A 20,276-nucleotide genomic window follows, 5' to 3' on the forward strand; every position below is an offset into this window, starting at 1 on the left:
ATCATGACATGCTCAAGCGCGCGCTGCTGGCTGGCTACCCTCCTGACCTGCTGGTCGCTCGTGGCGTGCGCTTCGCTGCCGACGGTGGAGGCGGACGACGCCAAGGCCAAGGCCGCCGCCATCGCCGCGCCGCGCATCCAGACCGCCACCGGCCAGCTCTCGGCCGGCGGCAGCCAGGCGCTGCTGAAGAAGCGCTGGGCCAAAGGCGCGCTCGACCTGCAGCAGCAGGCCGCGCTGGAGGAAGCCGCCACCGGCGTGCCCCTCATCGCCGGCAACAAGGTGCAGCTGCTGTTCGACGGTCCGGCCACGCTGGGCGAAATGCTGAAGGCGATCGAGTCCGCCAAGAACCACATCAATTTCGAAACCTACATCTTCGACGAGGACGTGCTGGGCAACCAGTTCGCGGACCTGATGCTGAAAAAGGCAGCCGAAGGCGTCATCGTCAACATCATCTACGACAGCGTGGGCACGCTGACCGTGCCGCAGGCCTTCTTCGACCGCATGCGCGCGGGCGGCATCAAGCTGGTGGCGTTCAATCCGGTGAACCCGGCCAAGGTGCGCGGCAACGGCTGGAAGGTCAACAACCGCGACCACCGCAAGATCCTCATCGTCGACGGCAAGGTGGCTTTCACCGGCGGCATCAACATCAGCGACACGTATTCGAAGAGCTCGCCGTTCCGCTCCAAGACCAAGCCGACCGACAAGAAAGACGTCGGCTGGCGCGACACGCACGTCAAGATCGAAGGCCCGGCCGTGGCGGCCTTCCAGTGGCTGTTCATCCGCGCCTGGACCGCGCAGGACAGCGACGACCTGCGCGATGCCGAGTACTTCCCCACTCCCGTGATCGCGGGCGACCGCATCGTGCGCGTGCTGGGCAGCGCGCCGGGCGGCCAATTCGAGATCTTCAAGGCCTACCAGCTGGCGATGCAGGAGGCGAAAAAATCCATCCACATCACCATGGCCTACTTCGTGCCGGACCAGCAGACCCTCGGCGCGCTCAAGGACGCCGCCAGGCGCGGCGTGGACGTGCGCCTGGTGCTGCCCAGCGTGTCCGACAGCGGCGTGGTCTACCACGCCGGCCGCGCCTATTACGACGAGCTGCTGGAAGCGGGCGTGAAGATCCACGAACTGAAGCTGTCCGTGCTGCACGCCAAGACCGCCGTCATCGACGGCGTCTGGTCCACGGTCGGCTCGACCAACCTGGACACGCGCAGCTTCCTGCACAACAGCGAAGTGAGCGTGATCGTGATGGGCGATTCCTTCGGCGCCGAGATGGAGCGCGCCTTCCAGGAAGACTTGCGCAACTCCACCGAAATCAAGCTGGACGCATGGCGCCACCGGCCGTGGAGCATGCGCATGAAGGAATGGTCGGCGCGCTTCATGGACTATTGGCTCTGAGCAGCCGGCAGATACCATTGCTCCGGATGGGCGTGGCGCAGGAAGTCGTGGTGCGAGATGTGCCAGGCGTAGGCGCCCGCCATCGGGAACACCAGCACGTCGCCGCAGCGCACACGTTCAACGCGCGTGTCGTAGGCCAGCACGTCCTTCGGCGTGCAAAGCTGGCCCACCACGCTGACCGCCGCGCCGCGCGCCTCGGGCCGCGCATAGGCGTGCGGCCAGGCGTGCACCGGCATCACCGCGAACGGATGGCTGTGGCCCTGCGCCGGCGGCGTGCGGAAGTGGTGCGTGCCGCCGCGTCCGACCACATAGGTCTTGCCGTAGCTTTGCTTGATGTCGATCACCTCCATCGCATAGTAGCCGCAGCCCGCCGTGATGTAGCGCCCCGGCTCGAAGCGCAGCTTCACGCCCGGCATGCCCTCGGTCTGCAGCAGGCCGTTGAGCTGCCGGCAAAAGGCCGGCCAGTCGAAATGCGCGGCCGGGTCGCGGTAGTTGACGCCGATGCCGCCGCCGACGTTGATGTGGTCTATGCCCAGCCGGTACTCCTCGCACCACTGCCGTACCTGGCGCAGATACGCCGACATCATGCGCAGATGCGCCTCGGCGTCCAGCTGGTGCGACAGCAGGTGGAAATGGAAGCCGCGCAGCTCAAGCTGCGGATAGTCGCGCAAGCGCGCCAGTGCGGCCGGCAGATCGGCCGATGGGATGCCGAACGGCGTCGGCTTCCCGCCCATCATCAAGCGCGTCTCCGCCAGCCCGTCCAGCGCCAGATTGATGCGCAGCAGGACCGGCACGCGGCCCCGCGCCGCAGCGTCGGCGCGCCACTCCCTGTCGCCGTCCACAATGGAGCCCAGCCGCTCGATTTCGTGCAGGCTCTCTAGGTGCACGCCGTCCACCCCCAGTTGCAGCGCGGCACGCAGTTCGCTATCGAGTTTGCCCGGCCCGCTGAAGATGACGGGCATGCGGGGGAAATGCTCCCTTACCCACGCCAGTTCGCCCCCGGACGACACCTCGAAGCCATGCACCAGCGGCGCCAGCGTCTCCAGCACCGGCAGCTCCGGGTTCGCCTTGATGGCGTAAAACAGCTCGCAGCCGGCGGGCAGCGCCCCCATCGTGCGGGCGGCATGGTCGCGCAGCGCGTGCAGGTCGTACACATACGCGCACAAGGGCTCGCCTGCCTGCCGCGCCTGCGCCGCGCGCAAACGCTCGAAAACCGCATCCATCCTCAATTCCATGCCGCCTCCATCATCGGATTGCCAACCGGGACGTAGGTGGTGGCACGGTCCGCGCGCTTGAAGAAGCGGTTCAGCAGATTGGTCTTGCCCGGCAGCGGCGCTCCGGCCAGCAATTCGCCCAGGCGTGCCGCCGAATCGCTGTCGCCGTGCAGCTTCTGATAGCGCTCGATATGGTGCCGCACGACGGCCCACAGGCGCTTGCGCAGCAAGGCGTCGCTGCCCGCCATCTGGTCGATGGCCTCGCAGAAATTATTCACGAACAGGCAGTAGCCGATGCGGTTCCAGCCCAGGTCCGCGCTGTACCAGAGCGCCGAACGCGCCGCTTCGCTGACGCCGGACAGGTCGCCGGCGCTGTAGCGCTCGCGGGTCAGCTTCACGCCCTCGAAGTCGCGCAGGAAAACCTGGCACGGCAAGCCGTCGGCCACGCCCACCAGCACGTTCTGCAGATGCGGCTCGAAGATCAGCCCGTGCTGGAAGTAGCAATACAGCACCGGATACATCAGCTCCTCGACGTAGTGCGAGAACCAGCGCTCGGCCATGGCCGTGTCGCCGGCGCCGGTCGCCGGGGCCGTGGCCGTGGCGCCTCGCGCCTGCGCCACCAGCTCGCGCAGCCGCGCCGCGCCGTGCACGTGGTTGCCGAACAGCGCGCCCGCCAGCAGCGGCACCGCGCCCGGACGCAGGAAATCCTGCCAGCCGCGCCGCAGTATCATGCCGAAAGCCTCGCTGACATCGCGGTCGCCGGCCGCGTCGCCCGACTTCAGGTCCACGCTCATGAAAGCCGGCTCCTCCAGCACCTCCAGTCCCGCGAAGCGCTGCTTCAACGCGGGCATCAGGCCGCGCATGATCTCGCTGACCTGCAGCGCGCCTTCCAGTTCGTAGTGCGCATTCTTGCGCACGCAATTGGTGATACGGATGTTCAGCGAGCACTTGTAGAAATACGCCTGATCCGGATGGTATAGCGTGCGGATGGACGAGGTGGGGAAATAGTCCTCGCCCTGCGGCCCCAGGTAGCGCAGGCGTCCCTGCTTCAGCGCCGACGCCACCAGCGGATGCTCCAGCAAATGGTTGGCCTGCCACGGATGCACCGGCAGCAGCGCGTGGCCGTCGTCCGGCGCAAGGCCGGCGGGCGCCTGCCGCGCGACTATGTCGTCGCAACCCACATCCAGCAAGGAACGCTGCATCAGGAATTCGCGCTGCACGGCGAAATAGTGCAAGGGAAAGCGCGCCCCGGTTTCGGGCGAGTAGCGCAGCATGTCCTGGTGGGACACGCCCTGGCGGCTCTTGGGCGCCGGGTGGAAGGGATGGCCGAACAGCAGCGATTGTTCGGAAGCGATGAACGCGGCCTCCGCTTGCGCCGCGAACGGTCCCGGGTCGGCCAGCGCCAGCACCGAGGCCGTCACCTGCACGCTGTCGCGCATCTGCTGCATCAGTTCCTCATTATGGCCGCTGCCGGTCTGCTGGCCCAGTTCGCGCATCAGCGCGGCAGCCAGCGCTTCCCAATCCAGTATGGACCAGGGCTTGCCATCCACCTTGGCATAGAACGCGGAAGCGTAGCTGAAATTGCCGGTCGCCGAGGGCGCGTCCACCGCCACCATCAAGCGGCCATGGCTGTGCGGCAGCGTAATGTGCAGCAAGCTGACGGCGGCGCCGGTGGCGGTGGCGGCACGCAGCGCCAGCCGCAGCGACTGCGGGCTGTCGTCATGCGCGCCGGGCGCGTCGACGCGCAGGTGGCCGTTGGGCGCCGCCACTTCGCGGCAATAGCAGTTGAGCAGGGTTTCCATGGCGCGGCGCGCCGCGTCGATGTGGGAGTCCGATTTATTTGCTTGCATGTTTACTCCAGAAATTGTGTTGACCAGGACCGCACGCCAGTGCGGCGGCATACACGCCGCACGCCAGCATCACGGCGGCGCCTGCGGCGAAAGGAGCGCGCAGGCCGGCTTGTTGCACCAGCAGGCCGGCGGCCACGCCGGCCGCCACCCCGCCCCATTTGGAACTGCTTTCGAACCAGCCGAAGGTGCGGCCGGCGTTCTCGTGCTTGACCAGGCCGGCGATCAGCCCGTGCAGGGACAGGTAGGCCAGCGTCATGCCCAAGCCCATCAGCAGGCGCCAGGCGCCCAGCAACTGCCAGTCCGCACCGCCGCTCCAGGCCTGGCCCGCGAGGGCCAGCGCCAGCATCGCGCAGGCACCGGCCATCGTCGCCAGCAGATGGCTGCGCCCCAGCCACCGGCTCAGCGGCACGGCGCACAGCAGATAGACCAGATGCGGCAGGCCAAACAGCAAGCCGGCCATTGCGGGCGTCGTCAGCGGCGCATGCACATAGCTGACGAAGTACGGCATCGTGGCGACCACGGCGAATACGAACAGCCATTGCAGCAGATAGATCTGGCGCGCGGTGGCGGCAGCGGCCCCGCTGTCCGCGACCGCCGAATTGCTCCCGGCGGCGCTGCGCGCATCGGCTGCATTGCCAGCATGGACGGCTGCGGCCGTATTGCCGGCTCTGACAGCATGGGCCGCATCCGCCGCGCCGGCCTCTGCCCCCGTCCCTGCCCCTGCCCTCGCCCCTGCCCCTACCCCTGCCCTCGCCTCCGTCCCTGCCCCTGCCCGCATCCTGATCGCGCGCGCGCCCTGTCCCGCGGCCTCGCCGCTGGCGGGCAGCAGCCAGATGCCGGCTGCGGCGCACAGCGGCAGCATGGCCAGCCAGCGGTACAGCTGCAGCGGCGTATCGCTGTGCATCAGCAGCCAGCCCAAACCCAGCGGTGCGGCCACCAGCGCCGCGCGTGCCGACCATTGCATCAGGGTCAGGCTGCGCATCAGCGCCGTGCCGCTGACCACGGTCGCCAGATAGGCGTTGGAGGCCGAGAAGGTGCCGCCCAGCAGGCCTTGCAGCACCAGCGCCGCCACGAAGCACTCGACATTCGGCGCGCAGCTCGCCAGCAGGAAACTGGCCGCCAGCCCAAGCTGGGCGCGCAGCAGCAAGCGCTTCTTGCCATAGCGGTCGGCCAGCTTGCCCCACCATGGGCTGCTGAGTGCCGTGAAGAACGTGGGCACCACATACAGCCAGCCCGCCAGGAAAGGCTGGCCCGCGTGCAGCGAACGCTCCAGTATCAGGGCGAAGAACGGCGGCATGCCCAGCGCCGCGAACGCCGCCACGAAATGGCACAGCATGACGACAGCGATAACGACCCGGGGTTGCGCGCGGCTGGCCGAGGCTGGGCCAAGCGCCGCCGCAAGCTCGACGCCGCTCATGCCATCCTCAGGAAGTTGGGCGCCGTGTGGCCGTAAAACTTGTTCACGTCGTCCGCGCCGGTCTCGGTTTTCTCGGCCAGCGTGGCGGCGATCAACAGGCATTTCAGGTACAGGCGCTCATCCTCGAGCAGCACGCGCCGCGCCAGGGCGGCATCCTCGCCCTCGGCTTCCAGCCGCGACAGGATGCGCTCCACGCACGCCCGTACCCGTGCATACAGCGCTGCCGGTTCGCGCTGCAGCGCCCCGGCGTAGCGCTCGGCCAGCGCGGCGATATTCAGTTGCAGCGTGATGGTGATGAACATCTGCGCCAGCGGCAGCTCGTCGTCCACGCTGATGCGGCTGTCCTGCAGATCGGCCAGATGCACCGCCAGGTCCGGCCAGCGCCGCGCCAGCTCGCCGGTGTAGATGCGCGCCGCGTCGTTATCCTTCAGCAGCAGGCGCAGACGCTGCTCGCCGTCGCGCAGCACCAGCACCGAGTTCTGCTGGTTCGATTCCAGCGCCACGCCGTAGCGCAGCCACAGCGTCAGGTGCAAGCCGAGGGTCAAGTCCAGATAGTCGTCGAAGAAGGCCAGCAGATCGCCGCCGTAATAACGCCCGGCCAGTTCCTGCGCCACCAGGCCGCCCCCGGGTGCGGCAGCCGCCAGCGCCGCGATCGCGACCACGTCCGAACCCTGCAGCGCCGCATCCGGATAGCGCCGCAGGATATAGCCGAGGAACATGCGGTGGTCGGCATGCGCGCCTGCCCGTTCGTCGGTCAGCAGCAGCCGCCGTGCATAGGCCGGCTCGCGCGCGGCGATGGCGCCCAGCAGCATTTGCACGCTATGGCCGTCGCGGATGGTGCTCGGCTTGATGGTGCGGATATTCTTGGCGCCCAGCGTGCGTATCGTCAGCGGCACCTTGACGTGCCACTCAGGCGCGTCCAGCAGCACCACGGTGCGTACCGACAGTGTCGGCGCCACCGCCAGCCAGGGCAGCGGCGCGGGGAGCGCCTGCGCCGCCAGCCCGCAGCCTTCCAGCATGGCATTGAGCTGCTCGCCCCAGACGAAGGGATGCACCGGCAGCAGCGCGTGGCTGGACGCCAGGTGCGCTGCCAGGCCCACGTCCTCGAAGCGCGGCCAGGCCGCCGGCCAGGCCGATTCCGGCTCGCCGCTGGCGTGCACCAGCTCGCGCGGCAGCGCCAGCCAGCGCAGCCGGAACGACTGCTGGCTCTCCGGGCCGTAGGCCTCCAGCGCGGCGGCGTCGAAACCGAGCTTGGCGCGCGCCGTTGGATACAGCGGGTGATCATGGAAGGCCGCCAGCCTGTCGTGATACAACAGCGACGCCTGCCAGTCGCGCCCGATATCGCGTCCCTTGTCGTTCCCAACGGCGCGCTGGAGCGCCGTGTCCGTGCGCAGCGCACCGAACCAGCGCTCGCGCACGTCGTCGGCGATGCGGCGCTGTTCGGCCGCCAGCTTGCACTCGCCGGCAAAATCCCTGAACAAGGCCTGCGCCGACGGCGCCAGGCCTTGCGCGAAGCACGCCAGGATCTCGTCCAGCGTCAGCAGCTCGGTGTAGCGCACGTCCTCCTGCCACAGCAAGGGCGCGGCCGTGCTGCGCCACTGCTGCATGAAGTGCGCGGGCTGCACCGGTATCCACAGCACCCCGCCCTGGAAATGCGGCAGCCGCAGCCACTGCGCGCCGGCCGGCCGGGCGCGCGCGCCCGGATAGCCGGCCAGCTGCCCGGCGTCCGCCACGCTGGCCTGGCTCACGCAACCGCGCACGTCCTCGCGCAGCAGGGCGTCCAGCACGCGCTGGCGGATGTAGCTGTCCTCTTCCCGCATATTGACCGCCGCGCTCAGCACGCGCAATGCAGCGCCGCGCCTCATGCTGCGATCTCCCATGCCAGGCTGGCGCTGACGCGGTCCATGGCCTGCGCCAGGCGCTGAGGATCGCTGCCGGTGCCGCGCAGCACGCCGAGGTAGTCCTTGTTCGAATTGCTGAGCCGGATATTGTCGCCCGGCGCGCGCAGCGGCTGGTAATGCCACTGCACGCCGTCGTCGTCCCCGGCGCGGAAGGCGGCCGGCGACGCGTTCAGGCGCCCTTCCCCGGACGCGGTGAAGTAGCGTATCAGCGCGGCGTTGCCGGCGAGCTTCAGATCTGGCAGCGGCTGGCCCAGGTACAAGCGCAGCACGGTTTCAAACAGCGCGATCTTGAGCGTGTCCTGCAGCAGGAACTCGCGGTAGTCGCCGATGTTGCGGTAATTGATTTCGATCAGGCGCGGGCCGCCCGCGCTCATCACGAACTCGGTGTGGCAGGCGCCGAAGCCGATGCCGAAGCGCTCTATCATGCCCACCACCTGCGCTTCCTGCCGCGCCGTCAGGCCGGTGCCCCAGCGCGCCTCCAGTTCCACGAAATACGGCGGCGCCGACAGGCTGACCTGGAAGCCGCCCAGCACGCACAGGCGCTGGCCGTCGCCCAGCGTCTCCAGCGTGTACAGCGGGCCCGGGATGTATTCCTCCAGCAGCAAGGGCGCGCCCGCCTGCGACTGCCACACGGCGGCGCACTGCGCGTGCAGTTCGGCCGCGTTGGCCGCCAGCGTCACCTGCTGGCTGGCCACGCCTTCGCGCGGCTTGACGATGCAAGGGAACGGCGTTTCGTCCGCCAGGCGCTCCAGGTCGTCCGGCCCGCACGCGAGCGCGAACCACAAGGGGTCCAGGCCCTCCTCTTTCAGGTGGGCGCGCATCTCGGCCTTGTTCTTGGCGCGGTAGGTCACGTGCCAGTCCTTGTGCGGCAGGCCGTAGTAGTCGGCTGCGATGGCGGTGCTGGTCTGCAGGTGGTCGCTGTTGGAAAACACGGCGGCCGGCGCCGAAGCGCGCGCGCTCAGCGCGTCGATCACGGCCAGCGGATTGAACACGTCGCAGGCGACGATATGGTCCGGATAGGCCGGCAGGCCGGGCTGGTTGAAATGCTTGTGGTGGGCGTCCGCATGGTCGCTGAGCAGCACCACGTTCAGGCCCAGGGCCTTCGCTGCGGGCAGGAAACCCAGGTTGACGGAGTCGGTGGGCACATGGGCCAGGATGATCAAGTCTTGCATCGTGTTCCTCATTGAGTGGACGAATGACTTGCTGGCGGCGGCTGGCTGGGATGCAGCGATTCTATATTGAATGAGAATCATTATCAACAAAAAGTTTGCATTCAGCTCATATTGCTGGAATGAATAATATTGTGGATCTGCGGAATAAAAGGCATAATGAATGCAAATCATTCTCATTCAGCCAGCCGCCGCCAGCCGATCCCCAATATCTGACGCATTCAGAAGGAACCCGTATGGCTATGAAGAAAACCCCGCTGGCGCTGCTGCTGGCATTCGCCTTTCCGATCTACGCCCAGGCAAGCGGCAGCGACGACGCCGAACCGGTGATGCAGACGGTGACCGTCACCGGCGCCGCCGAGGCCGATCCCGGCTACAACGCCGCCAAATCGTCCAGCGCCACCAAGACCGACGCGCCGCTGCGCGACATTCCTCAAACCGTCAACGTGATTCCGCAGGCGCTGCTGCGCGACCAGGGCGCCCGTTCGCTGCAGGACGCACTGAAGGCCGTACCGGGCGTCGGCCTGTCCACCGGCGACGGCCAGCGCGACCAGGTCACCATCCGCGGCTTCAGCGCCATCGCCGACCAGTTCATCGACGGCATGCGCGACGACGCGCTCTACTTCCGCGACCTGTCCAACATCGAGCAGCTGGAAGTGGTGAAAGGCCCGGCCGCCGTGCTGTATGGACGCGGCTCCTCCGGCGGCCTGATCAACCGCGTCACCAAAAAGCCCGGCATCGACGTCAACGAAGTGACCTTGCAGGCCGGCAGCTGGGCGCAGAAGCGCGGCCAGTTCGACATCGGCCGCAAGGCCAATGACAGCGGCGTGTCCTTCCGCGTCACCGGCGCCGTCGAGGACGCCAACGGCTACCGCGACCAGCAGTTCCTGGAGCGCGAGGCGCTGTCGCCGTCGGCCAAGTTCAAGCTGGGCGCGGCCACTACCCTGCTGGTGCAGGGCGAATACCTGCGCGACAAGCGCGTCACCGACTTCGGCAACCCGGCCTACCAGGGCAGCGTGGTGGTGACCCGCCCCGGCGCCTATTACGGCGCGGCCAACGCCAGGGACTTCGACTACACGGAATCGCGCGTGCACGCGCTCGGCTTCGTGCTGGAGCACGCCTTCAGCGATACGCTCAAGCTGCGCAATGCCTTCCGCTACTTCGACTACAAGCTGGACCGCAACAACACGCTGGTGGGTTCGGTCAACGAAGCCGCCAGGACCGCGTCGCTCACGCGCGGCAACGTCGCGCGCGACGAGGACGGCTATTTCAACCAGACCGAACTGGTGCAAAAACTGACCTTGGGCGGCATCCGGCAGGAACTGCTGTACGGCGTCGAGGTCGGCAAGCAGAACAAGGAACAGCTGGTGCGCTCGCAAGCGAACGTGGCCACCATCTCCCTGTTCAACCCGGTCTCGCCGGTGGTGCCGTTCACGGCCGGCGGCGCGCCCACCGCCAACAGCCTGTCCGAGTTCAACGTCAGCAGCGCCTACGTGCAGGACCAGCTGACGCTGTCCGAGCACTGGAAGGCGCTGGCCGGCGTGCGCTACGACCGCTTCGAGCAGGAGACCGTGGACCGCCGTCCCAACCAGCGCAAGCTGGCCCGCACCGACGGCAACTGGAGCCCGCGCGCCGGCCTGGTCTACCAGCCATCCGACAGCCAGTCCTACTACGCCTCGTTCAGCAAGTCCTACCAGCCGTCCGGCGAGACCTTCGCGCTGGCCGCCAACAATGCCGAGCTGGCGCCCGAGGCCACCGTCAACAAGGAAGTGGGCGCCAAGCTCGACCTGTTCGACGGCCGCGCCTCCGTCACCGCCGCCGTGTTCCGCCTGCAGCGCGACCACATCAAGGCCACCGACCCGGCCACCAGCCGCATCATCCCGATGGGCACGCAGCGCACCGACGGCGTGGAACTGACGTTCGCGGGCACGCTGGGCGACGGCTGGCAAGTGTGGTCCGGCTACTCGTGGCTGGACGCGGAAATGATCGCCTCGATCGCCAGGGACGACGGCCAGGCCGTGCAGGGCAAGCGCCCTACGCTGACGCCGCGCCACAGCGCCAACCTGTGGTTCAGCAAGGACATCGCCAACGGCTTCGGCGCAGGCGCCGGCCTGAACCACGTGGGCGCGCGCTTCGCCAACCCGGGCAACACGGTCACGCTGCCGGGCTACACCACGGTCGACGCGATGGCCTACTACCGCGCCAAGTCGATGGAAGTGCAGCTGAACCTGATGAACCTGCTCGACCGCGACTACATCGTGGCCGGCCACGGCTCCAGCAAGCACCTGAGCATGCCGGGCGCGCCGCGTTCGGCGCAGCTGACGTTGCGCTACCGCTTCTAAGGAAGACAGGCGCTAGCGCGTCGACTCCCACACATCGCCGTTGCGGCGAAACAGCTCGGTGCTGGCCAGTTCGAATATGCCCAGCCCGCCCTGCCAGCTGTAGCGTTCCACCGTCAGCTGGTCCTTCTCGACCCGGATGGCGTTGAAGGAATTGTTCTCGCCGCGCTTGCGGGTGGAGGTCGCCGTGCCGGCCTGCACCACCAGCGCGGCGTAGCCGGCGATCTTGTAACGGTGCGCGCTGTTGCCCGCGTGGCTGGAATGCAGGTGGCCGGCCAGCAGCAAGTCCACGCCGCAGCGGGCGAAAGCCTGCATCGCCATCGGCGCGCGGTCCACCAGCTCGTCCTCGTCGAAATGCTCGGGCAGGTCGAAGGGGTGGTGCGTGACGACCACGTGGGTCAACCCCTCGGGCAGCGCGTTGAAGCGCTCCTGCAGGCGGCCGATCTGCTCACGGTTGACGCGCCCGTCCTTGAAGGTCAGCGAACGCGCCGTGTTCAGCCCGAGCACGGCGATTTCATCGTCCACATATTCCGGCGCCAGGTCGGCCGTCACGTGGCGCCGGTATTTCACCAGCGGCGTGAAAAAGCGCGCCACCACGTTGTAGAGCGGGATGTCGTGGTTGCCCGGCACCACGATCTGCGGCCCGGGCAAGGTGTCGAGCCAGGCGCGCGCCTGCTTGAACTGCTCGCTGCGCGCGCGCTGCGTCAGGTCGCCCGACACCACCACCACGTCGGGCCGCAGCGACTCGACACAGGCCTTCAGCGGCGCCAGCAACGCCTCGTCGACACGGCCGAAATGCAAGTCAGACAGGTGCACCAGGGTACGCATGGCCTTCTCCTTTATTTAGGTACGATCACGATCAGTGCGCCTGCGCGCATGCGGTAGGACAGCGGCGTTTGCATGACGGTCACTTCGCCGTCGGTGGCCACGCGCAGCCGCCTGTGGTGCGTGTCGATCACCAGCTCGGACGCCAGCAGCACGTCGAAATCGCGCTGCTGCGCCAGCGTGCCGGTCAGCGCGTGCCAGGCCAGCCGCACCAGGCCGAGCCGGCTCGGGCGCTGCGCCACGTACAGGCTCAGCATGCCGCCGTCGAGCCGGGCGCGCGCGCCGATGTTCAATCCCTGCATCCGATACGCATTGTTACCGATGAAAACGAAAGGGGTGCGCCGCGCATGCTCCTCGCCGTTGACGCGCAGGCGCACGCTGAGGAAGGGATAGCGCCGCAGGGCCGACAGCGCGGCCCAGGCGAACGCCAGCCACTTGCCGCGCCCCAGCCGGCTCTGCTGCCGCTCGCGGTCGCGCACGATGTCCGGATACAGGCCGAGGCTGGAGTTGTTGAGGAAAATGCGGCCGTTGACCTCGCCCACGTCCACCCGCGCGTGGCCGCCGGTGGCGATGTTGGCGACCGCCAGGTCCAGGTCGAGCGGGATGCCGAGGTCCTTGGCGAAATGGTTCAGCGTGCCCAGCGGCAGCACGCCGTAGGCCACGTCGGTTCCAGCCAGCACCGAGGCCACCGCGTTGATGGTGCCGTCGCCGCCGCCCGCCACCACCAGGCGCGCGCCGGCCGCGACCGCGGCTTGCGCGGCCGCTATCATCTCGGCGCCGCTCTGCGCCAGGGTGATGGCGGGGTCATAGCCGTGCGCGGCGAAGCGCGCCCGCAGTTGCTGCGAGAAATCGGCGCAGTAACCCAGTCCGGCGCCGGCGTTGACGATGACGGTGACAGGGATGGCCACGGCCCTGCCCTCAGCCCAGCCGGCCGGCTTGCGCCAGCCTGCGGCGGCGCAAGGTCGAGCAGGCGGTGATGCACACGGCCAGCCAGCCGCAGCCCTCGGCCATCGCCGCCAGCACGTCGCTCGGATAGTGCGCGCCCAGGTAGATGCGGCTGGTCGCCGCCAGCGCCACCATCAGCACCGACGCGCACACCAGCGCCGCGCGCGTGCGCCAGCGCTGCGCGCCCATCACCGCGTAGCTGGCCAGCAGGCCCCAGAACAGCGTGGCTGCCACCGTATGGCCGCTGGGGAAGCTGTAGGTTGGCAGGCTCAGCATCGGTTCCTCGAACACCGGCCGCGCGCGCTGGTAGATGTGCTTGAGCGCCACGTTCAACAGCATGCCGCCCGGCACGGCGAGCACCAGCGCCAGCAGCCAGTAGCGCGCCTCCTTGCGCCAGAAGTACAGCCCGGCCAGCGCCACCAGCATGCCCATCCCGGCCACGCTGTGCAGATGCGTCAGCAGCCACATGAAGCTGGTGTAAGGCTCGCGCGCGTGGCCGTGCATCCAGTCCGACACGTGCTGGTCGAAGGCGGCCACGCCGTCCTGTTCCGCCACGTTCTCCGCCACTTCGGCGAAGACGGCGACGGCACACGCCATCAAGGCGGCGCCGGCGGTCAGGTGCAAGCCGAATTCGCCACCGGGCGTCAGGCGTGCTTCGACAAAGCGCAGCAGTTTCGATGTGGCGGAACGGGTCAAGATGAGCATGCTCCAGATGTCGGATTCATGCATGGTAACGCCTGGAGGCGAAACGGGTCGGTTCATTGCCGCACCGGGCGGCTGCTCAAAAAAACCACAGTGATAAAAATCCACTGCATTTTCATACAGTACTGTGTTTTTGATCAGTAGTTATGATACAGTGGCATCACTGAAGCGCATAAACACCCACAGACACCACTTAACTGACCCAAAGGAAGAATCATGACTACATTGAATAGCGGTTTCGGCTCCCGTTTCGGCCTGGAATATGCCCCGATGTCTTTCCTGGTGCGCTTCGGCAAACGCGAGGTGCTGGTGTGCCGCGACTTCCGCAAGCGCTTCTACGCGGTCAACCCCATCCTGGAATGCGACACCGGCGTGCAAGCGGGCCACCTGGAGATCCTCGTACTGCGCCGCTGGCTGCTGATCCTGTCCAAGGCCCACTAAGCGCCGGCCTTCCTTACATCTGCTCGTACTGGGCGCGCAGGAAGTCGCGCAGTTGCAGCACCGTTGGCGTTACTTGCGAGCGGTGCATGCACACCAGATGCAGCGGCGCGGGTTCGCCCACGAAGTCGGGCAGCAGCACCTGCAGCCTGCCCCCGCGCAGATCGTCCGACAGGTCCATCTTCGATTTGTAGGCGATACCGAGCCCGGCCACGGCCCAGCGCCGCACCAGGTCCGCATCGTCGGCGCAGCGGTTGCCGCGCACGGCCACCGTCACCGGCGCGGCAGCCTCGGGCGGATGGAAGGTCCAGTTGTTGTGGATCACCTCGTCCAGCGCGTAGCACAGGCAGTTGTGGCGCGACAATTCGTCCAGCGACGCCAGCCGGCCATGCTTGCGGATATAGTCCGGCGAGGCCACCAGCACGCGCCGGTTGTCGGGTGCGATCGGCATCGCGATCAGGGTTGAGTCCTCCTGTCTGCCGTAGCGGATGGCCAAGTCCACCGGCTGCCGGTACATATCGGCCTGCCGGTCGCTGACGCTGATCTGGTAATGCACGCCCGGATACAGGGCCTGGAATTTGTCCAGCCAGTACAACAGGATGTTGCGGCCCAGATCGGACGGCATGGCGATCTTCAGCGTGCCGCCGGGGAGCTCCTTGGCCTGCATCAGCGTGTCGTGCCCCTCCTTCAACAGCCGCAGCGCCTCGCGCGCGTGCACCAGGTAACGCTCGCCCTCGTCGGTCAGGCGCAGCGAGCGCGTGGTGCGCGCGAACAGGCGCAAGCCCAATTCCCCTTCCAGCCGTTTCAGGCCCGCGCTGGCCAGCGCCGGAGAAATCTCCAGGCTGCGCGCGGCTGCCGACAAGCTGCCCCGGTCCGCCGTGCGCACGAATACCGCCAAATCATCCAGCCGCAGCATTATCTTCAATTCCTTGAAAGTGTTTCACTATCGCGCCTCTTTTTCGCCGTTGTGAATTAAGTGATGATACTCCCATCGCGCAACCAAGCTACAGGAGCAGCACCATGAAAGCCGTCGCCTATCGCGCCTCCCATCCGATCGATCACCCCGAGGCGCTGATCGACGTCGAACTGCCGGCCCCGGTCGCCGCCGGCCGCGACCTGCTGGTCGAAGTGAAAGCCGTGTCGGTCAATCCGGTGGACACCAAGGTCCGCAAGAATGTCGCCCCGGCCGGAGGCGAACTGAAAGTGATCGGCTGGGACGCGGCCGGCGTGGTCAAGGCAGTCGGCCCGGACGTGACGCTGTTCAAGGTGGGCGACGAAGTCTGGTACGCCGGCTCGCTGACCCGCGCCGGCACCAACAGCGAACTGCACCTGGTGGACGAGCGCATCGTCGGCCGGAAACCGAGGATCCTCGATTTCGGCCAGGCCGCCGCCCTGCCGCTGACCGCCATCACCGCCTGGGAACTGCTGTTCGACCGCCTGCAGGTGAGCCGCGACAAGACCGTGACCGGCAAGTCGCTTCTGGTCATCGGCGCGGCCGGCGGCGTCGGCTCCATATTGGTGCAGCTGGCGCGGCAGTTGACCGGGCTGAACATCATCGCCACTGCATCCCGCGCGGACACGGCGGCATGGGCGGCGGAGCTGGGCGCGCACCATGTGATCGACCACAGCAAGCCGCTCGACGCCGAGATCAAGCGCCTTGGCCTGCCGCCGGTGACTTACGTCGCCGCGCTCAACCAGACCGACGCGCACTTTGCCGCCATCGCCGAACTGATTGCGCCGCAAGGCAAGCTGGCCCTGATCGACGACCCGGCACAGCTCGATGTGGGCAAACTCAAGCGCAAAAGCGTATCGCTGCACTGGGAATTCATGTTCACGCGCTCGATGTTCGAGACCGAAGACATGGCGCAACAGCACGCGCTGCTGGACGAGGTGGCCCGGCTGGTCGATAGCGGCGTGCTGAAGAGTACCCTGGGCGCACGCTACGGCGCCATCAACGCCGCCAATCTGAAGCGCGCGCACGCGCTGTTGGAAAGCAACCGGGCCAAGGGCAAGATCGTGCTGGAAGGGTACTAGAAACCCTGCACCTGCGCCCGGACCAGCGCTTGCGCTTGCGCACATGCCTGTTCCCGCTCCTGCTCCTGCATATGGCGCAGCAACTGCAGCGCTAGGCGGTCATGCTCGGCGAGCACGTCCTGCAGCAAGGTGGCCGAGTCATAGGAATCGGTCAGCAGCCTGACCAGGCTTTCCTGCAGCCGCGCCAGCCGGCGCGAGCTGTAGCCGACGCTGCCGAACAGCCGGCTCACGTCCAGGCAGATGTCGCGCAAGTCCGCCAGCGTCCGCTTGGTGACCTCGATATCGTCGCGCAGGGACTGGTTGATGTCGATCAGTTCAGTCGCCGCCTCCTGCCTCGCGCACAATTCCTGCACCGAAGCCAGCCAGGCGCGGATGCGCAAGGCGATGCGCTCGATGCGCGCCATCTTGCCATGCATCGTGTAGCAGTACTGCAGCGCCAGCATCCAGTAAGGCAGCCGCAGCAAAAAGTGCGGCATACCCGCAGCGCGCAAGCGCTGCTCCAGCTTTTTGAGTCTCGACAGCATCGTACAGATGCCGCGGTTCACCGGGTGCGGACGCATGATGGCAGCCTCCGAAAATGACGCGCGCAAGATGCGCCGCGCAGCATCCCCAGTATAGTCACGCCGCCACGGCTCGGGGCGCCTGCCGGTTTGATCTGGAACAAACTCCGAACGCCTCGTCATCACTGCCCTCCGACGTAGCGGCGCAGGCGCTTCAGGCCGGCCGGGATCAACACCTGGGCCGCGATGCCGAGGCCGGCGCCGCCGGCCAGGCGCAGGAAATCGCCCACGCTGTTCAGCCAGGGGAAGTAATGCAGCGCCGCCACCGCGATCACCGGCGCGAAGAAACCCGCCAGCAGGGCCGAGCCGGCCACGGTGCCGGCGATTTTCAGCGCCGGCATCGGCGGCAGGTAGGACAGCGACACCAGGCCGCCGAAAAGACCCGCCAGCAGCGCATCGTACTGCACGCCGAATACCGAGCCGCTGAGCGTGATGGTGGCTGCGGCGATGGCTATCGACACGGTCGAGCTTACAGGTTCAGCCATGGGTTTTCCTTTCCTTTATTTTTTGCACTTCCACAATATATACGAGAATGGATAGCCACTCAATGCTCGAATGGATAATTTGTTTGCCCTAATTTATACGCGGATGTATAGTTCGCGTCATGGACATCTCTAGCCGGCTGGAATCAGCCATGAAAGCAGCGGGTTACGGGTCGCAGAGCGCGCTATCGCGTGCTTCCGGCGTGCCGCAACCGACCATCAACCGCATCCTCAAGGGCGTCGGCAAGAAGGGACCGGAAGCGCACACCCTGGTGCAGCTGGCGGCCGCCTGCCACGTCACGTTCGAGTGGCTGCACGAGGGCACAGGCCAGCGCGAGCGCAACAGGGCGCCGCCCGGCGTGCTGCCGGCGCAATATACGCCGGTGATGGTCGCGCCCGAAGACGACGCGCGTTTCTACCAGATCCAGAAGGTCAAGCTGCGCCTGTCGGCCGGCATCACCGGCTTCGCGGTGGAGCCGGAAACCCACGACGGCAGCACCTTGAGCGTGCCGCGCCACTGGGCCGACCGCAACGGCTTCAATCCCGAACGACTGATCGGCATCAAGGTGCGCGGCGAAAGCATGGAGCCGTCGCTGTATGAGGACGACCTGGTGATCATCAACACGGCCGACAACCAGCCGGTTGACGGCGTCGTGTTCGCGGTCAATTACGAGGGGGAGCCGGTGGTCAAGCGCATGTCGCGCGACGCGGGCCAGTGGTGGCTCACGTCGGACAATCCGGACCAGCGCAAATACCACCGCAAGGTGTGCCGGGCCGGCGATTGCATCATCATAGGCCGCGTGGTGCGCAAGGAGAGCGACCGCATTTAGCGTGCCTCGCACGGACGGGCACGCAAACAACAGGAATCCTCGTATTCGCAAAGAATTAGGCTTAGAATCAATTCAAAGAGTTGCATCTAAAAAAGTCATAGACCTCAGGGGGATCATCGTGAACATGCACGCAATGCTGGACAAGCTACTGCTATGGCAGAAGTTTATTATTCTCAGCGCCATCGCCTTGGTGCTGGCCGCCATACCGACCGTGCTCTACTTGCAAGAGGCCGACAAGACGCTGGACTCGGCGCTGACCGAATCGGCCGGCCTGCCGCCCACGGCCACCATCCTCAAAGTCGTCCAGCTTACCCAGCAGCACCGCGGCCTGTCCGCGCTCGCGCTGGGCAACATCCCCGGCGCGCAGGAAAAACGCGACGCCAAACAGCGCGAGGCCGACGAAGCCTATGAAAAGATGGACGCCATGGTACGCAGCTTCGGCAACAAGGCGATCGAGGCCGCTTGGGAAGTGCCCAAGCGCGACTGGGCCACCCTGCGCGCGCAGGTGAGCAGCCGCGGCATTACCGTGCCGCAAAGCTACGAGGCGCACACCGCCCTGGTGCCCAAGCTGTTGATCGTCAACGACCTGACCGCCGACTTGTTCGGCCTGAGCCTGGATCCCGACCTGGACAGCTACCAGCTGATCCAGTCCATGTACTACCAGCTCCCCTACCTGACCGAGGAGACCGGCAAGATGCGCGCCAAGGGCGCCGGCCTGCTGGTGAAAAAGGACGTGACGACCGAAGACCGCATGACCTTGGCCGCCATCGTCGCCCGCGTCCACGACCGCCTGGCGCAGACCGCCAGCGCCTACGACAAGGCCGTGGCGGCCAATCCCCTCCTGAAGGTCAAGCTCGGCGACCTGTGGCGCGACGCCCAGGACCAGGCCGAGAAAACCATGCAGCTGGCCAGCGAGCAGATCGTCAAGGCCGAGACGCTGAGCTACCCCTCCACCGACTACGTGGTGCTGACCACCAAGGCCATCGACGCCCAGTTCACCGTCAACCAGGCCGCCAGCAAGCAGATCGAAGCCATGCTGGCCGCCAAGGTCTCCAGCCTGCGCTCGACGCGCTGGATGATGATAGGCACCATGCTGGGCCTGATCCTGCTGGCAGGTCTGATCGCGCGCATGATCGCACGCTCCGTCAGCGTGCCGCTGCAGGACGCGGTGCGCATTTCGCAGCGCATCGCCGAAGGCGACCTGACCGCGCAATTCAATCTGGAAGGCGGCAGTGAAACGGCGCAACTGATGCGCGCGCTGAAGAATATGAACGACAGCCTGGTGACCATCGTCGGCCGCGTGCGCGGCAGCATCGACACCATAGGCCATGCCTCCACCGACATCGCCAGCGGCAACTCCGACCTGTCCTCGCGCACCGAGGCGCAAGCCTCGAACCTGGAGGAAACGGCGGCCTCGATGGAGCAGATCACCTCCACCGTGCGCCAGAGCGCCGACAATGCGCGCCAGGCCGATGAACTGGTCAGCAGCGCCACGGCCGTGGCCAGCAAGGGCGGCCACGTGGTGGCGCAGGTGGTGCAGACCATGGGCGCGATCAACGACAGCTCGCGCAAGATCGTCGACATCATCGGCGTCATCGACGGCATCGCCTTCCAGACCAACATCCTGGCCTTGAACGCGGCCGTGGAGGCGGCGCGCGCCGGCGAACAGGGACGCGGTTTCGCGGTGGTGGCGTCCGAAGTGCGCAACCTGGCGCAGCGCAGCGCCAGCGCGGCCAAGGAGATCAAGGACTTGATCAACGACAGCGTGCAAAAGGTCGACAGCGGCAACGTGCTGGCGGCCGACGCCGGCAAGGCCATGAGCGACGTGGTCGACAGCGTCAAGCGCATCACCTCCATCATGTCCGAGATCGTGCTGGCGGCGCAGGAGCAGAGCACCGGCATTGAACAGGTGAACCAGGCCATCACGCAGATCGATGAAATGACGCAGCAGAACGCGGCGCTGGTGGAGCAGGCGGCGGCCGCCTCGGAGAGTTTGAAACTGCAGGCCAGCGCGCTGTCCCAGGCGGTGGCCGTGTTCACCTTGAACGAGGAGGACGAGCGCACCCTGACCGGCGAGCAGCGCCTCGCCGTGCGGCCTTCGGCGCGCAAGCTCGCGCTGGTCAGCCGCGCCAGGGCATAGGCAATTAACGAGGACTCCCTTGCCTATCGCCG

At 66.9% G+C, this 20,276-nt stretch carries 17 protein-coding genes; 6 read left to right on the plus strand and 11 right to left on the minus strand.

All coding sequences use genetic code 11. The features are described from left to right. Positions 1 to 3: 3 nt before the first annotated feature. Positions 4 to 1,398 (plus strand): cardiolipin synthase, encoded by a 1,395-nt coding sequence (cls, locus tag ACSQ8Y_RS15260; RefSeq protein ID WP_436267304.1) that lies wholly within the window; start codon positions 4 to 6, stop codon positions 1,396 to 1,398. On the opposite strand, the gene ACSQ8Y_RS15265 is transcribed toward cls, so the two are convergent. From ACSQ8Y_RS15265 to ACSQ8Y_RS15285, 5 genes are read right to left on the minus strand one after another with little or no spacing between them, the layout of a single operon-like run. Beyond that, complete coding sequence (locus ACSQ8Y_RS15265; protein WP_436267305.1) at positions 1,386 to 2,633, minus strand: type III PLP-dependent enzyme; 1,248 nt, start codon at positions 2,631 to 2,633, stop codon at positions 1,386 to 1,388. The two genes, cls and ACSQ8Y_RS15265, sit on opposite strands and share 13 nt — an antisense overlap. Beyond that, the gene (locus ACSQ8Y_RS15270) at positions 2,624 to 4,462 is read right to left on the minus strand and encodes an IucA/IucC family protein (protein ID WP_436267306.1); all 1,839 of its coding nucleotides are present in this window, start codon (positions 4,460 to 4,462) and stop codon (positions 2,624 to 2,626) included. Before ACSQ8Y_RS15270 ends, ACSQ8Y_RS15265 begins: the two co-directional genes overlap by 10 nt. After that, a complete protein-coding gene (locus tag ACSQ8Y_RS15275) occupies positions 4,449 to 5,879 on the minus strand; it encodes an MFS transporter (RefSeq protein WP_436267307.1) in 1,431 nt (476 codons plus the stop codon). Before ACSQ8Y_RS15275 ends, ACSQ8Y_RS15270 begins: the two co-directional genes overlap by 14 nt. After that, on the minus strand, positions 5,876 to 7,744 hold the full coding sequence (locus tag ACSQ8Y_RS15280) for an IucA/IucC family protein (RefSeq protein WP_436267308.1): 1,869 nt from the start codon (positions 7,742 to 7,744) through the stop codon (positions 5,876 to 5,878). Before ACSQ8Y_RS15280 ends, ACSQ8Y_RS15275 begins: the two co-directional genes overlap by 4 nt. Next, positions 7,741 to 8,952, minus strand: a complete 1,212-nt coding sequence (locus ACSQ8Y_RS15285; protein WP_436267309.1) for an ATP-grasp domain-containing protein — start codon at positions 8,950 to 8,952, stop codon at positions 7,741 to 7,743. The genes ACSQ8Y_RS15280 and ACSQ8Y_RS15285 overlap by 4 nt, the downstream gene beginning before the upstream one ends. Positions 8,953 to 9,185: 233 nt before the next feature. Between ACSQ8Y_RS15285 and ACSQ8Y_RS15290 the strand changes: the two genes are divergently transcribed. Next, positions 9,186 to 11,291: a TonB-dependent receptor gene (locus ACSQ8Y_RS15290; protein WP_436267310.1), complete on the plus strand. Its 2,106-nt coding sequence runs from the start codon at positions 9,186 to 9,188 to the stop codon at positions 11,289 to 11,291. Positions 11,292 to 11,303: 12 nt separating this feature from the next. Here the strand turns inward: ACSQ8Y_RS15290 and ACSQ8Y_RS15295 are convergent, their stop codons facing one another. The 3 genes from ACSQ8Y_RS15295 to ACSQ8Y_RS15305 are packed head-to-tail and all read right to left on the minus strand — an operon-like array spanning position 11,304 to position 13,787. Next, on the minus strand, positions 11,304 to 12,116 hold the full coding sequence (locus tag ACSQ8Y_RS15295) for a metallophosphoesterase family protein (RefSeq protein ID WP_436267311.1): 813 nt from the start codon (positions 12,114 to 12,116) through the stop codon (positions 11,304 to 11,306). A gap of 11 nt (positions 12,117 to 12,127) precedes the next feature. Next, positions 12,128 to 13,021, minus strand: coding sequence for a diacylglycerol/lipid kinase family protein (locus tag ACSQ8Y_RS15300; RefSeq protein WP_436267312.1), 894 nt, complete (start codon positions 13,019 to 13,021; stop codon positions 12,128 to 12,130). Between the two features lie 10 nt (positions 13,022 to 13,031). Further along, on the minus strand, positions 13,032 to 13,787 hold the full coding sequence (locus ACSQ8Y_RS15305) for a phosphatase PAP2 family protein (RefSeq protein WP_436267313.1): 756 nt from the start codon (positions 13,785 to 13,787) through the stop codon (positions 13,032 to 13,034). A 189-nt stretch (positions 13,788 to 13,976) separates the two neighbouring features. On the opposite strand from ACSQ8Y_RS15305, the gene ACSQ8Y_RS15310 reads away from it, so the two are divergent. After that, on the plus strand, positions 13,977 to 14,201 hold the full coding sequence (locus ACSQ8Y_RS15310; RefSeq protein ID WP_436267314.1) for a hypothetical protein: 225 nt from the start codon (positions 13,977 to 13,979) through the stop codon (positions 14,199 to 14,201). Positions 14,202 to 14,214: 13 nt separating this feature from the next. Here the strand turns inward: ACSQ8Y_RS15310 and ACSQ8Y_RS15315 are convergent, their stop codons facing one another. Further along, entirely contained in the window at positions 14,215 to 15,114 is a 900-nt protein-coding gene (locus ACSQ8Y_RS15315) for a LysR family transcriptional regulator (protein WP_436267315.1), read from the minus strand. 104 nt (positions 15,115 to 15,218) lie between these two features. On the opposite strand from ACSQ8Y_RS15315, the gene ACSQ8Y_RS15320 reads away from it, so the two are divergent. Beyond that, positions 15,219 to 16,232, plus strand: coding sequence for a zinc-binding alcohol dehydrogenase family protein (locus tag ACSQ8Y_RS15320; RefSeq protein WP_436267316.1), 1,014 nt, complete (start codon positions 15,219 to 15,221; stop codon positions 16,230 to 16,232). Here the strand turns inward: ACSQ8Y_RS15320 and ACSQ8Y_RS15325 are convergent. Together ACSQ8Y_RS15325 and ACSQ8Y_RS15330 are read right to left on the minus strand one after the other, a co-directional pair. Beyond that, complete coding sequence (locus ACSQ8Y_RS15325; RefSeq protein WP_436267317.1) at positions 16,229 to 16,792, minus strand: hypothetical protein; 564 nt, start codon at positions 16,790 to 16,792, stop codon at positions 16,229 to 16,231. The genes ACSQ8Y_RS15320 and ACSQ8Y_RS15325 overlap by 4 nt on opposite strands. Before the next feature lie 122 nt (positions 16,793 to 16,914). After that, a complete protein-coding gene (locus tag ACSQ8Y_RS15330; RefSeq protein WP_436267318.1) occupies positions 16,915 to 17,277 on the minus strand; it encodes a hypothetical protein in 363 nt (120 codons plus the stop codon). Between the two features lie 149 nt (positions 17,278 to 17,426). Here ACSQ8Y_RS15330 and ACSQ8Y_RS15335 point away from each other — a divergent pair, with 149 nt between their 5' ends. Further along, on the plus strand, positions 17,427 to 18,104 hold the full coding sequence (locus ACSQ8Y_RS15335) for a LexA family transcriptional regulator (RefSeq protein ID WP_436267319.1): 678 nt from the start codon (positions 17,427 to 17,429) through the stop codon (positions 18,102 to 18,104). Between the two features lie 124 nt (positions 18,105 to 18,228). After that, on the plus strand, positions 18,229 to 20,244 hold the full coding sequence (locus ACSQ8Y_RS15340; protein ID WP_436269834.1) for a methyl-accepting chemotaxis protein: 2,016 nt from the start codon (positions 18,229 to 18,231) through the stop codon (positions 20,242 to 20,244). Positions 20,245 to 20,276: the final 32 nt, after the last annotated feature.

It is taken from the genome of Pseudoduganella sp. LjRoot289, assembly GCF_964252925.1.
Taxonomy (GTDB): Bacteria; Pseudomonadota; Gammaproteobacteria; order Burkholderiales; family Burkholderiaceae_D; genus Rugamonas.